Origin of the sequence: Nocardioides sp., assembly GCF_030150155.1 — a bacterium.
Lineage (GTDB): Bacteria > Actinomycetota > Actinomycetes > Propionibacteriales > Nocardioidaceae > Nocardioides.
This window is the reverse complement of sequence record NZ_JASLGR010000027.1, coordinates 1-13,471: the sequence shown is the minus strand read 5'-3', so window position 1 is coordinate 13,471 and position 13,471 is coordinate 1. Positions and strand designations below refer to the sequence as shown.

The following is a 13,471-nucleotide window of genomic DNA, read 5'->3' as shown; positions in this document are numbered from 1 at the left end:
GGGTCACCACCCCGGAGGGCGACGGTGGAATCCGCCCACCGCTTCCTCGATCTGAGCAGCAGCCGACACCAGCACCGCGTCGCGTCCCGGTGCCGCCGCCAGCATCACCCCGACCGGCAGGTCCGTCGGACTCCAGTGGAGCGGCAGGCTGATCGACGGCATCCCGGTCACGTTCCAGGCACTCGTCCAGGGCGTGAACTCCTTCTGCAGGGCGAAGTCCCGTGCCGGGTCGGCGTCGTCGCGCAGTGCCCCGAGCGGGGCCGGCAGCTGGGCCAGAGTCGGGGTCAGCACCAGGTCGTAGGGCTCCAGCGCCGCCAGCGCCTGCGCCGCGTAGCGCCGCAGCTGACCGATCGCCAGCCCGAAGTCGGGGGCGCTGATCGCCCGCCCGCGTTCGCTCAGCCACCGGGTCAGCGGCCGGACCAGGTGCTCGCGCTCGGGCGGCACCACCGACAGCGCGGTCAGCACCGCCCAGCACACCTCGAAGGTCCCCACCGCCTCGTGCGGCAGCGGCACCGGTACGTCGATCACCTCATGGCCCAACGACTCCAGCAGGGTCGAGGCCTGCTCCCAGGCGCTCACCACCTCGGGGTCGGGGACGACGTCGGCGATCACGGGCTCGACGAACCGCGCCACCCGGAGCCGGCCGGGCCGCTCACCGGCGGCCGCCAGGTAGGAGTCGGGTCCCTGGGTCCAGTACGGGTCCCCCACCCGGCGTCCGGCCAGCACGTCGAGCAGCGCCGCGGCGTCACCCACGCTCCGGGCCAGGGAGCCGGCGGTGGCCAGACCGATCGGGTCGCCGTACATCGGAGCGCCGCTGATCACACCACGCGACGGCTTGAGCCCGACCAGGCCGCAGACCGAGGCGGGGATACGGATCGAGCCGCCGCCGTCGGAGCCCTGCGCGAGCGGCACCAGCCCGGCCGCGACCGCCGCACCGGCTCCCCCGCTGGAGCCGCCAGCGCTGCGAGTGCGGTCCCACGGGGTGACGGCCGGCGGGGCGACGTCGGGCTCGGTGTAGCAGGGCGAGCCGAACTCGGGGGTGTTGGTCTTGCCCAGGCTCACCATCCCGGCGGCCTCGATCGAGAGCGTGACGTTGTCGGAGACCTCGGGCACGTAGTCGGCGAACGCGGCCGACCCGAAGGTGGTGCGCACCCCGGCGGTGGCGTTGAGGTCCTTGATCGCGGTCGGCACGCCCCACAGCGGCCCGGCCACAGCCGGGACCGGTCCGAGCGCCTCGGCCGCGGCCAGGCTGCGCTCGGCGGTCACCGTCACGAACGCGCCGACGTCGTCGAGCCTGTCGATCCGGTCCAGGTAGTGGGCGGCCAGCTCGCGTGGGCTGACCTCGCCGCGACGTACCAGCGCCGCCTGCTCCACCGCACTCAGGTCGTGGATCTCCATCAGGGCACCTCTCAGGGTCGGGGGTCAGGGCTCCAGGCCGGAGAACGGCGCCTGGCTGAACGGCGTCCAGTCGGCGCCGCGTGCGGCGAAACCCGCACCGACACCGGTGACGGCGACCAGGATCAGCACCGAGATCAGCCAACGTCGAGGCTGGCTGGCGAGCGGGACGATCACGCGGCTCAGCGGCGAACGCACCTGGGCGCCGCCGGAGCCGAGCAGGAGGGCCAGCACGCAGACGGCGCCGGCACAGAGCAGGGCCAGCGTCACCGGGGAGGCGACCGCGTAGCAGAGCAGCACGGTGGCGACCACCATGCCGCAGGCCCACAACCCGAGCACGACCGTGCTGGGCAGCGCCCGGACCAGGTCGACCGGCGCACCCAGCACCAGCCGCGGCCGGTCGTGCCAGCGTGCTCCGCGTTCGGCGCGGCGCTGCTCGACCCGGGTCGCGGCCAGCGAGCTGCTGCGCACCACCCAGACCACGACCAGCACCACGACGCTGCCTACCCAGGGGTACGCCGCCAGCGCCATCGCACACGAGGCCATCACCAGCACCCACAGCACCGCCCGGCGGCTACGCTCGCCGATCCCGAGCCGGGGCGCGAGCGGTGCCGGGGCAGGCGCCGGCTCGACGAGCGGGTACGGCTCCAGGGCCGTGAACCCCTCGTGCTCGTCGGCGTCCTCGACCGACGGCTCCCACTCCGGGAGCACCGCCGTCGGCGCGGGGGCCGGGACCAGGTCACGACCCATCCGGCGGTGGACGACCGTCGGATCGGTGCTGTGGTGGCGCAGCCGCTCCTGCAGCTGAGCGAGGGTGGGCCGATCCTCGGGCTCGGGGGCGAGCGCCCACTCCAGCACCGAGCGCATCGGCTCCTCGATGCCGCGCAGGTCGTGCTCGCCGCGGCGGGTGCGATCCATGATCGCCATCGCGGGGCCCTTGCCGAACGGCGGTCGGCCCGTGGCGGCGTACACGATCGTGCCGGCCCAGGCGTGCACGTCGACGGCCTCGGTGGGGTCGTCGCCGTAGAGCACCTCGGGGGCCAGGTAGCCCGGGGTGCCGAGCAGCCAGCCGGTCTGGGTCAGTCGCGGGTCGTCGGCGACCCGGGCCAGGCCGAAGTCGATCAGCACCGGCGTGCGGCCCTCCATCAGCACGTTGGAGGGCTTGACGTCACGGTGCAGCACCCCGGCGTCGTGCACCGACCCGATCCCCTCCAGGAGCCCCCGGGCCAGCCAGACCAGGTCGTCGCCCCGGATCGGACCGTCCTCGGCCACGGTCTGGTACAGCGACCGCCCCGGGACGTAGCGGGTGACGACGTACGGCGTCGGCCCCCACGGGTCGGCGTCGAGGATCTCGGCGACCCAGCGCGAGTGCACGAGCTGGAGCGAGGAGACCTCGCGAGCGAGTCGCTCGCGGGCCTCCTCGTCTCCGACGATCTGCTGGCGCAGGACCTTGATCGCTACCTGGGTGCCGTCGGGTGCCACTCCCAGGTGGACCACGCCCATGCCGCCCTCGCCGATGATCCGCTCAACGCGGTAGCGGCCAAGACGAGTCACACCGATGAGGCTAGCGACAGTTCACAACGCTCAGACGAACTGACGCGTCCAGCCCTGCGTGTCGGCACCGCGACCGAACTGCAGATCGACCAGGGTCTCGCGCAGCGCGGTGGTGATCGTGCCACCCGGCTGCGGGGTCACGATCGAGCCGTCCTCGGACAGCAGCTCCCCGACGGGGGTGATCACGGCGGCGGTGCCGCAGGCGAAGACCTCGGTGATCGCACCCGAGGCCACGCCGTCGCGCCACTCCGAGAGCTCGATCTGGCGCTCCTCGACGGTCAGGCCCTGGGCCCGCGCCAGCTCGATCAGCGAGGCCCGGGTGATCCCCTCGAGGATCGTGCCCGAGGTCTCCGGGGTGACCAGACGTCCCTCGTCGCCGTAGACCAGGAACAGGTTCATCCCACCGAGCTCCTCGAGGTACTTGCCCTCCGAGGCGTCGAGGAACATCACCTGGTCGCAGCCCTGGGCGTAGGCCTGGTCCTGCGCGGCCAGCGAGGAGGCGTAGTTGCCGCCCGTCTTGGCCGCCCCCATCCCACCGCGACCCGACCGGGTGTACTCCGAGGAGAGCCAGAGCTTGACCGGCTTCACGCCGCCCTTGAAGTAGGCACCGGCCGGCGAGGCGATCACCATGAAGGTGACGTGGTGCGCCGAGCGAACGCCGAGGAAGTTCTCCGAGGCGAACATGAAGGGCCGGATGTAGAGCGACTTCTCCTCCCCCTCGCCCACCTGCGGCACCCAGCGCTCGTCGACCTTGACCAGCTCGGCGACGGCCTGGACGAAGTCCTCGGTCTCCACGACCGGGAACGCCAGCCGCTGCGAGGAGCGCGCCATCCGAGCCGCGTTCGCCTCGGGCCGGAAGCCCCACACCGTGCCGTCGGGGTGACGGTAGGCCTTGAGCCCCTCGAACGTCTCCTGGGCGTAGTGCAGCACCGAGCAGGCCGGGTCCATCGAGAGCGGGCCGTAGGGCTCGATCCGGGCGTTGTGCCACCCCGCTTCAGGCGTCCACTCCATCGCGAACATGTGGTCGGTGAAGTAGTTGCCGAAGCCGGGGTCGGCCAGGATCTCGGCCACCTCGGCGTCGGACTTCGGGGTGGGGTTGAGGGTGGTGGTGATGTCGAGGGCCATCAGGCCCCTCCTATCGCAGATCAGGCGAGGCGAGCGGCGATCGCGTCGCCGACCTCGGAGGTACGGCGGGGCTGCGTGCCCCGTGCGGCGAGGTCCGCCAGAACGGCGTCGTCAATGGCCTTGGCGGCGTCGGAGTAACCGAGGTGGTCGAGCAGGAGCGAGGCCGAGAGGATCGCGGCCGTCGGGTCGGCCTTCTGCTGACCGGCGATGTCCGGGGCGGAGCCGTGCACCGGCTCGAACATCGACGGGTAGGTGCCGGCGGCGTTGATGTTGCCGCTGGCAGCCAGACCGATGCCACCGGTGATGGCGCCGGCCAGGTCGGTGATGATGTCGCCGAACAGGTTGTCGGTGACGATCACGTCGAAGCGCTGGGGGTCGGTGGTCAGGAAGATCATCACGGCGTCGATGTGGCAGTAGTCCACGGCGACGTCGGGGAACTCCTGCGCGACCTCCTGGACCAGGCGCCACCACAGCGAGCCGGCGTTGACCAGCACGTTGGTCTTGTGGACCAGGGTGAGCTTCTTGCGCGGACGGCCCTGGGCGCGGGCGAACGCGGCCCGGATCACGCGCTCGGCACCGAAGGCGGTGTTGACGCTGACCTCGGTGGCGATCTCGTGCGGGGTGCCCACGCGCAGGGCGCCACCGTTGCCGGTGTAGGGACCCTCGGTGCCCTCACGCACGACGACGAAGTCGATCGGGCCCTTGGCCAGCACCGAGTCGGCCAGCGGGCTGACGGCACCCGGGTAAAGCTGGCTGGGACGCAGGTTGACGTGGTGGTCGAGCTCGAAGCGGGTGCGCAGCAGCAGGCCGCGCTCGAGCAGCCCCGGAGGGATGTTCGGGTCGTTGGGCTTGCCGCCGATCGCGCCGAGCAGGATCACGTCGGCCTGCTTGAGCTCCGCGAGCACCTCGTCCGGGAGCACCTCGCCGGTGCGCAGGTAGTGCTCCGCGCCGAGCTCGTAGGTGGTCTGGTCGAACTGGACCGGTGCGGCTGCCGTGAGGACCTTCAGGGCCTCGGTGGTCACCTCGGGTCCGATGCCGTCGCCAGGGATGACGGCGAGCTTCACGGAGTCAGGAGCAGTAGTCACGGGAGGCAACTCTAGTTGTCGTCGGGGCGCTCGTCGTCGGGGGCCGTCTCGAATCGAGACAGCGCGGCGTCGGCGGCGTTCTCGACGCTGAACGGGTTGTCCGGGTCGTGGCTCGCGGGGCCCCACTCGAGGATGCGGGACAGGGTGGTCATCGGCATGGCGCTTCTCCTGGGATCGCCGGTCCGCGGGAACGGACCAGTGCTGGAACGAGAAGCCGAGCCGGTGCTCGGGGCCGACGGTCCTGGCATTTCCTCAGGAGCATCGACGATGGGGAGCACACCATCCGCCGCGACGGTGGTGGCTTCTCAGATCAGAAAGTCTGGACCCCGTCGCGGCGTCCTACTACCTGAATAAAGGTGAGGTGCGCTCGCATAGTGAACCGAGGGTACCACGGATCCCCGCTGCCGGACAGGGCATGGAAGAATGACGCCATGAGCGCGCCCCCGGAGTTGCCCGAGCTCGTCACCAGGGCCTTCGACGTGGCCCGCAGAGCGGGTTTCGTCTCGTTCTGCCGCAACGAGACAGGTCGCCTGCTGGCGACCCTGGCCGCGACCCGCGAGGGCACGATGGCCGAGTTCGGCACCGGCACCGGCGTCGGCACGGCCTGGCTCCGTTCGGGGGTACGTCGTGAGGACACCCGGATCCTCACCGCCGAGGTGGACGCCACCCTGGCCAACGCGGCCTCGGCGATGTTCGCCGGGGACCCGCAGGTCGAGGTGCTGGCCGCCGACTGGGCGACGCTGGCCGACAAGGGCCCGTTCTCGCTGCTGTTCCTCGACTCCGGTCAGCCCGACGAGGTCACGCCGGAGAAGGTGATCGACCTGGTCGAGCCGGGCGGGATCGTCGTACTCGACGACTTCTGGCCGAGCGAGACCTGGCCGCCGGTGGCCTACGGCCGGGTGGACTGGCTGCGCGAGCTGTGGCTCACCGACGCCGACTTCACCACCGTCGACCTGATGGTGGCCAGCGACGCGAGCGTGCTCGTCGCCACGCGTCGCTGACCACCCCGAGGCAGTGCCTCAGGCGAAGAGGGACTCGCCGATGTAGTGCCCGCGCTGGGGCGCCGGCGGGACCGCGAACAGGCCCGAGCCGATGTGGGCGATGTACTCGTTGAGCAGGTCCGAGCTGCCCAGCCGCTTCTGCAGCTGCACGAACTGGTCCGGGTTCTTCTGGTAGCTCAGGAAGAGCAGCCCCGCGTCGAGCTGACCGAGGTCGTTGATCCCGTCGGTGAAGTTGTAGCCCCGGCGCAGGATCTTGGTGCCGTTGTTGTTCTCGTGCGAGGCCAACGCGATGTGCGAGGCCGGGTCGATGACCTTCTTGCCGTCCTTGGTCTCGGTGAAGTTCGGGGTGTCGAACTCCTTCGTCCCGGTCAGCGGCGCGCCCTCGACCTTGTTCCGGCCGAAGGTGCGGTGCTGCACCGTGACGGTGGCGGAGTCCCAGATCTCGATGTCCATCCGGATCTTCCGCACGACCTGGTAGGAGCCGCCGACCATCCAGTCGACCTCGCCGTCCTCGGCACCGATCCAGACGTGGTCGGTGTAGTCCTGCGGCGTGGAGACGTTGCGGGTGCCGTCCTTGTAGCCCATCAGGTTGCGCGGCGTGGTCTGACCCTTGCCCGCCGAGGCGCGACCGAAGCCGAGCACCGTCCAGCGGGTGGTGGTCGTCCCCCGCGCCATCCGGGCCAGGTCACGGATCGCGTGGTAGGCGACCTGCGGGTCGTCGGAGCAGGCCTGGAGCGAGAGCGCTCCCCCGGTGAGCTCGGGCCGGAGCTGGTCCGAGGGCAGCGCCGGCAGGTCGGCCAGCAGCTTCGGCTTCTTGTCGGCCAGGCCGAAGCGCTCGGCGAAGAACTCCGAGCCGAGCCCCAGCGTCACGGTGAGTGACGCTGGGGCCAGGTCGTAGGCCTCGCCCGTGTCCTGGGGGACGCCGTCGGCGCGGGTGGGCTCCACCGAGCCCACGCTGCGCCCGGCCATCAGCTGGGAGATTGCGGCCGACCACCGTGCCAGCAGGACCTGGAGGTCCTGCGTGGTGGTGCCGTCGACCAGGTCGAAGGTCATGAAGACGGTGTGCCGCTGCGGCGCCGTCTCGATCCCGACCTGGTGCGAACCGGTGTAGAAGTCGTAGCTGCGACCCAGGTCGATGGCGTCGCCACCGTGGGCCGGCGTCGACTCCGCCGCCGTCGCGTGCCCCAGCGCGAACCCGGCCGCGGCACCGGCGACGACACCGACACCCGTGCCCGCGACCAGCCTGCGCCGCGAGACGCCCTGGCCGACGACCTCGGCCGATTCCCCCTCCAGCGTCATCAGGCCGTCGCGACCTTCTCAGCCAGACGCGACAGCGAGTCCTGGAGCGCCTGGACGCTCTGGCTCAGCTTGCTGGCGTCGGTCTTCTTCAGCTCCGGGGTGTAGAGCTTGTAGCCGCCGAGCGCGGACGGGTCCTTGTAAGTCTCCAGCAGCGTGGTGACGTCGGAGAACCGCTTGGCGATGGTCTCGGTCAGCGTCTTGTCGATCTCGTTGAGGCCGTTGCGCAGCGCCTCGAAGGCCTGCTGCGCGCCCTCGACGTTGCTGGCGAAGTCGACCAGGTCGGTGTGGCTGAACGCCTCCTCCTCACCGGAGATCTTGTTGGCCTGCACCTCCTCGAGCAGACCGGCCGCACCGTTGGCGAGGTCCTCGGGCTTGTAGGTCAGGGACTTCGACAGCTCGGCCAGCTTGGTCACGTTGGTGACCAGGTCGGCGGCGTACTTCTTGGTCTGGGCGGTGATCTTCTTGGCGCCGAAGACATCGCGCTCGACGGCGTGGAAGCCGCTCCAGCCGACAGCGTCGTCCTTGTTGGAGGCACGCATGTCGACCAGGTAGTCGAGGTTGCCCTTGTTGTCGGTCGGGTCGAAGCCCGGCAGCACGAAGCCGGCCACGTCGGACTCGATCTTCTCGTAGAACGGACGGGCCTCGACGTACGCCTTCTGAGCGGCGGCGACGTCACCGGCGTCGACGGCCTCCTTGAGCTTCTGTACGCCGGTCACCATCCCGCCCAACTGGGTCGTGACGTAGGTGGCGTACTCGGTGGCGCCCTGCTGGAGCAGCTCGGCGGCGGTGCCGGTCGGCGCGGCGGCAGCCTTGCCGGTGACCTTGAACGTGGTCTTCTCGGTGGTCGCACCGGGGCAGTAGATGGTGTAGTCGCCGCCACCCATCGTGAGCGTGATGGTGGCCTTCGGCAGCCCCGGAGCCAGCGACTCCTTCTCGCCGATGATCTTCTCGCCCGAGAGGATCTCGAACTCGGTGAGGCCGGAGGCGGACTCGTTGGTGACCTCGAAGGTGACCGGGCCGGCGGGCGCGGTGGTCTCGCTGACCTGGCACTCGTCGCCGTTGGTGCCGCTGACCATCTTCACCGAGATCTGGGCGGCGCCACCCTTGGAGCCGGAGTCCTTGGCCTTGGTGCCGTCGCTGCTGCCGCACGCGGCGAGCGCGGAGACGGAGAGCACGGAGGTGACAGCCACGAGGCTGATCCGGCGCAGGGCGGACGGCAGGGCGTTGTACGACATGAGTTTCCTTCTCGGGAGGGTGGAGTCGCTCAGGAGAGCGTGGAGGTGGAGCCGGTGTGCGAGCGCTCGCTCGCGGCGGGCTCGATCGGCCCGGAGGCGGCGGCCTGGGAGCGGCGCCGCAGTGCCTGGAGGCCGAGACCGGCGGCCAGGATGAGGAGGGCCACGGGGACCCAGGACTTCCACAGGGCGCGGGCGTTGCGGGCGCTCTGGGTGTCGGTGATGGTGGCGCGGGCCGTGTCGGCGTACGTCGGAGCGACGTGCCAGCCCTCGACGGTGAGGATCCGCGGCGTGGTCAGGCCCCCGCCGCTGTAGCGCAGCACGAGGGCGCCGCCGAGCTCACCGTCGACCAGGCCGCCGTTGCGGGTCAGCACGATCAGCTGGGTCTGGTCGGTCCAGCTGGCGGTGAACGGGCCCGCTGCAGCACCGAGGCCGCTGGGGATCCGTCCGCCGTTGAGGTCGATCAGGTCCTGGAGCGAGAGCGTGGTGGGCTGCGTGCCCATCACCTTCGAGGCGGTCCAGCGGGTGTCGGCACCGTGGTCGGTGGTCGGCGTCGGGTTGCCGAGGGCATAGGTGTGGTTCGCGCGCTCCAGTGCGGCACTGGTGCCGGTCACGGAGACCTGCACCGTCGCGCCGGTGCTGTCGGGTGCCTCGGTGGGCAGCGAGACGGTCGGCATCGGGACGGCGGCGAAGAGGATCGCGGCCAGGACGACGGCGGCACCGGCACCACCCAGGCGGGCGCGCTGGGCGGTGGTGGCGCTGAGCGCCCACTTCGCCGGCCAGAACATCAGGGCGAGCATCGGGAGCAGGTAGGCGAACCAGGCCAGCACCTCGATCACGCGGGGGTCCGAGGGGATGCCGAGCACGCCGGTGAGCAGCGCGGAGCGGATCGAGCCGTTCGGGGCGAGCCAGGCCAGGTCGACGGTGCGACCCTGGCCGACGTTGACCCAGCCGGCCTCGTGCGCGGTGCGGAAGGCGAACATCACCAGGCCCGCGGCGACGAAGACCAGGAAGACCCCGGTGATCTTGAAGAACTTCTGCAGGTTGATCCGCACGCCACCGACGAACATCGCCCAGCCCAGGATGACCGAGGAGACGATGCCGAGCACCGCACCCGAGACCGCCGAGGGGGCGCTGGAGGCGTGCTGGAAGGTGGCGACCAGGAAGACCGAGGTCTCGAAGCCCTCGCGCAGGACGGCGAGGAAGGCCATCACGGTCAGCGCGGTGAGCGTGCCCGAGGCGAGCGCGTCGGCGGCCTGGGACTCGAGCTCGCGCTTCATCGTGCGGGCGTGGGTGCGCATCCACAGGATCATCCCGGTGACGAAGAAGACCGCGATCCCGCCGATGACGGTCTCCATCATCTCCTGCTTGTCCTGCGGGAGAGCCTGCTCGACGGCGTTGAGGGCGATGCCGACGGCGGTCGCCAGGGCGACTCCGGCGCCGACCCCGAACCACATGCCGCGCATGCTGGCGTTGTTCTGCCGCAGGAACGTCGCGATGATCGTGACGATGAGGACCGCTTCGAGCCCCTCACGGAGGCCGATCACGAAAGTGGGAAGCACGTCGATCTACGATTCAGTCCGGGGAGACGGCGCGCACGACGATCTCCGAAGCATTGGCTTACTAAGCGGAGCCTACATTAGGCAAGCCTAACCGACTAGCCCCCCGGGTTCCGGCCGGCGTCGCGAGGCCCTTCTCCCCGGTCGACGCCGGACCTACGCTGAGCACATGTCGATCGCCGATGAGAAGTGCGTCTCTCTCGTCACCTTCCGCCGCAGTGGCGACGGCGTCCCCTCCCCCGTCTGGATCAACCAGCTCAGCGACGGCCGGGTCGGGTTCTGGACCTCCAGCGGGTCCGGCAAGGCCAAGCGGCTGCGGAACAACCCCCGCGTCACCCTCCAGGCCTGCTCGATGAGCGGCAAGGTCAAGGACGGCTCCCCGGTGCTCTCCGGCACCCCCGAGATGGTCGCCTCGGGGCCGCTCTTCGACGAGGTCAAGCGCAAGGGCCGGGAGAAGTACGGCTTCCAGGTCACCCTGTCCCGACTGATGGGGAGCATCCCGATGAAGCGCAAGGGCCTGACGTACGGCGACGCGGTGGTGCTCATCCGCCTCGACGAGTAGGGATGCCAGAAGCCCGGCTCCGAGGAACCGGGCTTCTAGGTGGATCAGTTTCCAGTGCGCAACGCCGCGGACGCTCCGCTGCGCGCTGGAGATCAGCGAGCTGCGGAACCCTCCGTGTAATCAGCGTCCGTCTGCGACCACGAGAAGTGCGAGCGCAGCAGCTTGCCGGTGGCCTCGATCGGGTGCTGGGCCTCGGTCTCGCGAGCGGTCAGGAACTCCTTGCCGCCGTTGTCCTGGTCCTCGATGAAGCGCTTGGCGAAGGTGCCGTCCTGGATGTCGGAGAGGATGCCCTGCATGGCCTCCTTGACAGCCGGGGTGACCACGCGCGGGCCGGAGACGTAGTCGCCGTACTCAGCGGTGTCGGAGACCGACCAGCGCTGCTTGGCGATGCCGCCCTCCCACATCAGGTCGACGATGAGCTTGAGCTCGTGCAGGACCTCGAAGTAGGCGATCTCGGGCTGGTAGCCAGCCTCGGTCAGGGTCTCGAAGCCGGCCTGGACCAGGTGCGAGACGCCACCGCAGAGGACGGCCTGCTCACCGAACAGGTCGGTCTCGGTCTCCTCGGTGAAGGTGGTCTTGATGACGCCGGCGCGGGTGCCGCCGATGCCCTTGGCGTAGGACTTCGCGAGGTCCCAGGCCGAACCGGAGGCGTCCTGCTCGACCGCGATGATGTCCGGGATGCCGCGGCCGGCGACGTACTCGCGACGGACGGTGTGACCCGGGGCCTTCGGGGCGACCATGATCACGTCGACGCCCTCGGGCGGCGTGATGTAGCCGAAGCGGATGTTGAAGCCGTGGCCGAAGACCAGGGTCTTGCCCGGGGTGACGAACGGCTTGAGCTCGTCGTTGAACAGGCCACGCTGGTGCTGGTCGGGGGCCAGGATGACGATGACGTCGGCCCACTCGGCGACCTCGGCCGGCGTACCGACGGTGAAGCCGGCGTCCTCAGCCTTGGCGCGGCTCTTCGAGCCCTCCTTCAGACCGACGCGCACGTCGACGCCGGAGTCACGCAGGTTGAGGCTGTGGGCGTGACCCTGGCTGCCGTAACCGATGACCGCGACCTTCTTGCCCTGGATCAGGGTCAGGTCGGCGTCGTCGTCGTAGTAAATCTCAGCCACGGGGGCTCTCCTTTGGGTGGGTTGGAAAATTCACGATGCTGCCGGCGGGGCCGGCACGGCGACCGGACGGGCCGGTCGCTCGGAGATGGAACGGGAGCCGCGACCGATGGCGATCACGCCGGACTGGACCAGCTCGCGGATGCCGAAGGGCTCGATCACACGAAGGAAGTCAGCCAGCTTGCCGGAGTTGCCGGCGATCTGGATGGTGACGGCATCAGGAGCGATGTCGATGACCTTCGCACGGAAGAGCTGGACCGTGTCGAGCACCTGGCCGCGGGTCTCCGCGGTGGCGCTGACCTTGACCAGGACCAGCTGTCGGTTGACTGCCTGTCCGGGCTCCAGCTCGACGATCTTGATGACCTCGATCAGCTTGTTGAGCTGCTTGGTCACCTGCTCCAGCGGGGTGTCGTTGACGTTGACCACGATCGTCATGCGGGACAGCCCGACATGCTCGGTCGGGCCCACGGCGAGGGACTCGATGTTGAAGCCGCGGCGGCTGAAGAGCGCCGCGACCCGGGTCAGGACACCGGGACGGTCCTCCACCAGGACCGACAGGGTGTGCCGACCGGTGGACGTGGCGATATCGGGCTGGGCCATGGCTACAGGTCATCCTCGTCGAACTTGGGCGCGAGGTCGCGCGCGTACTGGATCTCGTCGTTGCTGGCGCCGCCCGCGATCATCGGCCACACCATGGCGTCCTTGTTGACGCGGAAGTCGACGACGACGGGCACGTCGTTGATCTCCATCGCCTTCTCGATCGTGGCGTCGACGTCCTCCTCGGTGTCGCACGAGAGGCCGACGCAGCCGTAGGCCTCGGCGAGCTTCGGGAAGTCGGGGATGCGCACGGCCTTGTCGTGCTTCTGCAGGTTCGTGTTGGAGTAGCGCTCCTGGTAGAAGAGCGTCTGCCACTGCCGGACCATGCCGAGGTTGTCGTTGTTGATGATGGCGACCTTGATCGGGATGCCCTCGATCGCGCACGTGGCCAGCTCCTGGTTGGTCATCTGGAAGCAGCCGTCGCCGTCGATCGCCCACACCGTCGCGTCGGGGCGACCGACCTTCGCGCCCATGGCGGCCGGCACGGAGTAGCCCATGGTGCCGGCGCCACCCGAGTTCAGCCAGGTGCGCGGGTTCTCGTAGCCCACGAACTGTGCCGCCCACATCTGGTGCTGACCCACGCCCGCGACGTAGAGGGCATCCGGCCCGGCGATCTTGCCGAGCCGCTCGATGACGTACTGCGGTGCCAGACCCTCCGTCGGCTTGTCGTAGCCGAGCGGGTAGCGGCTGCGGATGCCGGTCAGGTAGGCGACCCACGACTCGTAGTCGCCCGGCTTGTCCTCGGCCTCGAGCACGGCGACGAGGTCGGTGATGACCTCCTTGATGTCGCCCACGATCGGGACGTCGGTGTGCCGGTTCTTCCCGATCTCGGCCGGGTCGATGTCGGCGTGGATGATCAGCGCGTGCGGCGCGAACGTCGACAGGTCACCGGTGACGCGGTCGTCGAAGCGGGCGCCCAGGGAGATGATCAGGTCGCTCTTCTGCAG

13 protein-coding genes are annotated in these 13,471 nt (G+C 70.0%); 2 read left to right on the top strand and 11 right to left on the bottom strand.

Going from position 1 to position 13,471, the window contains the following annotated elements; all coding sequences use genetic code 11:
* Positions 1–3: 3 nt before the first annotated feature.
* Genes Q1V88_RS07470 through Q1V88_RS07450 form a run of 5 tightly spaced genes read right to left on the bottom strand, consistent with a single transcriptional unit; the run spans position 4 to position 5,317 of the window.
* Positions 4–1,398, bottom strand: coding sequence for an amidase (locus Q1V88_RS07470; protein ID WP_300679998.1), 1,395 nt, complete (start codon positions 1,396–1,398; stop codon positions 4–6).
* 24 nt (positions 1,399–1,422) lie between these two features.
* On the bottom strand, positions 1,423–2,949 hold the full coding sequence (locus Q1V88_RS07465) for a serine/threonine-protein kinase (protein WP_300679995.1): 1,527 nt from the start codon (positions 2,947–2,949) through the stop codon (positions 1,423–1,425).
* Positions 2,950–2,979: 30 nt separating this feature from the next.
* On the bottom strand, positions 2,980–4,074 hold the full coding sequence (locus Q1V88_RS07460; RefSeq protein WP_300679992.1) for a branched-chain amino acid aminotransferase: 1,095 nt from the start codon (positions 4,072–4,074) through the stop codon (positions 2,980–2,982).
* A 20-nt stretch (positions 4,075–4,094) separates the two neighbouring features.
* Positions 4,095–5,159, bottom strand: a complete 1,065-nt coding sequence (locus tag Q1V88_RS07455; protein WP_300679988.1) for a 3-isopropylmalate dehydrogenase — start codon at positions 5,157–5,159, stop codon at positions 4,095–4,097.
* A gap of 11 nt (positions 5,160–5,170) precedes the next feature.
* A complete protein-coding gene (locus tag Q1V88_RS07450) occupies positions 5,171–5,317 on the bottom strand; it encodes a hypothetical protein (protein WP_300679985.1) in 147 nt (48 codons plus the stop codon).
* A 273-nt stretch (positions 5,318–5,590) separates the two neighbouring features.
* On the opposite strand from Q1V88_RS07450, the gene Q1V88_RS07445 reads away from it, so the two are divergent.
* Positions 5,591–6,160, top strand: coding sequence for a class I SAM-dependent methyltransferase (locus Q1V88_RS07445; RefSeq protein WP_300679982.1), 570 nt, complete (start codon positions 5,591–5,593; stop codon positions 6,158–6,160).
* 18 nt (positions 6,161–6,178) lie between these two features.
* Here Q1V88_RS07445 and efeB read toward each other — a convergent pair whose 3' ends face one another.
* The 3 genes from efeB to efeU are packed head-to-tail and all read right to left on the bottom strand — an operon-like array spanning position 6,179 to position 10,253.
* Entirely contained in the window at positions 6,179–7,459 is a 1,281-nt protein-coding gene (efeB, locus tag Q1V88_RS07440) for an iron uptake transporter deferrochelatase/peroxidase subunit (protein WP_300679980.1), read from the bottom strand.
* Positions 7,459–8,694 (bottom strand): iron uptake system protein EfeO, encoded by a 1,236-nt coding sequence (gene efeO / locus Q1V88_RS07435; RefSeq protein ID WP_300679977.1) that lies wholly within the window; start codon positions 8,692–8,694, stop codon positions 7,459–7,461. The genes efeB and efeO overlap by 1 nt, the downstream gene beginning before the upstream one ends.
* A gap of 29 nt (positions 8,695–8,723) precedes the next feature.
* Positions 8,724–10,253: an iron uptake transporter permease EfeU gene (gene efeU, locus Q1V88_RS07430; protein WP_300679974.1), complete on the bottom strand. Its 1,530-nt coding sequence runs from the start codon at positions 10,251–10,253 to the stop codon at positions 8,724–8,726.
* 166 nt (positions 10,254–10,419) lie between these two features.
* Between efeU and Q1V88_RS07425 the strand changes: the two genes are divergently transcribed.
* On the top strand, positions 10,420–10,812 hold the full coding sequence (locus Q1V88_RS07425; protein WP_300679972.1) for a PPOX class F420-dependent oxidoreductase: 393 nt from the start codon (positions 10,420–10,422) through the stop codon (positions 10,810–10,812).
* Between the two features lie 92 nt (positions 10,813–10,904).
* Here Q1V88_RS07425 and ilvC read toward each other — a convergent pair whose 3' ends face one another.
* The 3 genes from ilvC to Q1V88_RS07410 form a co-directional block, all read right to left on the bottom strand.
* Positions 10,905–11,930 carry a ketol-acid reductoisomerase gene (ilvC, locus tag Q1V88_RS07420; protein ID WP_300679969.1) on the bottom strand — a complete coding sequence of 342 codons (1,026 nt, stop codon included), beginning with the start codon at positions 11,928–11,930 and terminating at the stop codon, positions 10,905–10,907.
* A 30-nt stretch (positions 11,931–11,960) separates the two neighbouring features.
* On the bottom strand, positions 11,961–12,527 hold the full coding sequence (gene ilvN, locus Q1V88_RS07415) for an acetolactate synthase small subunit (protein WP_300679966.1): 567 nt from the start codon (positions 12,525–12,527) through the stop codon (positions 11,961–11,963).
* 2 nt (positions 12,528–12,529) lie between these two features.
* The coding region (locus Q1V88_RS07410; protein WP_300679962.1) for a thiamine pyrophosphate-dependent enzyme at positions 12,530–13,471 on the bottom strand (942 nt) is incomplete at its 5' end.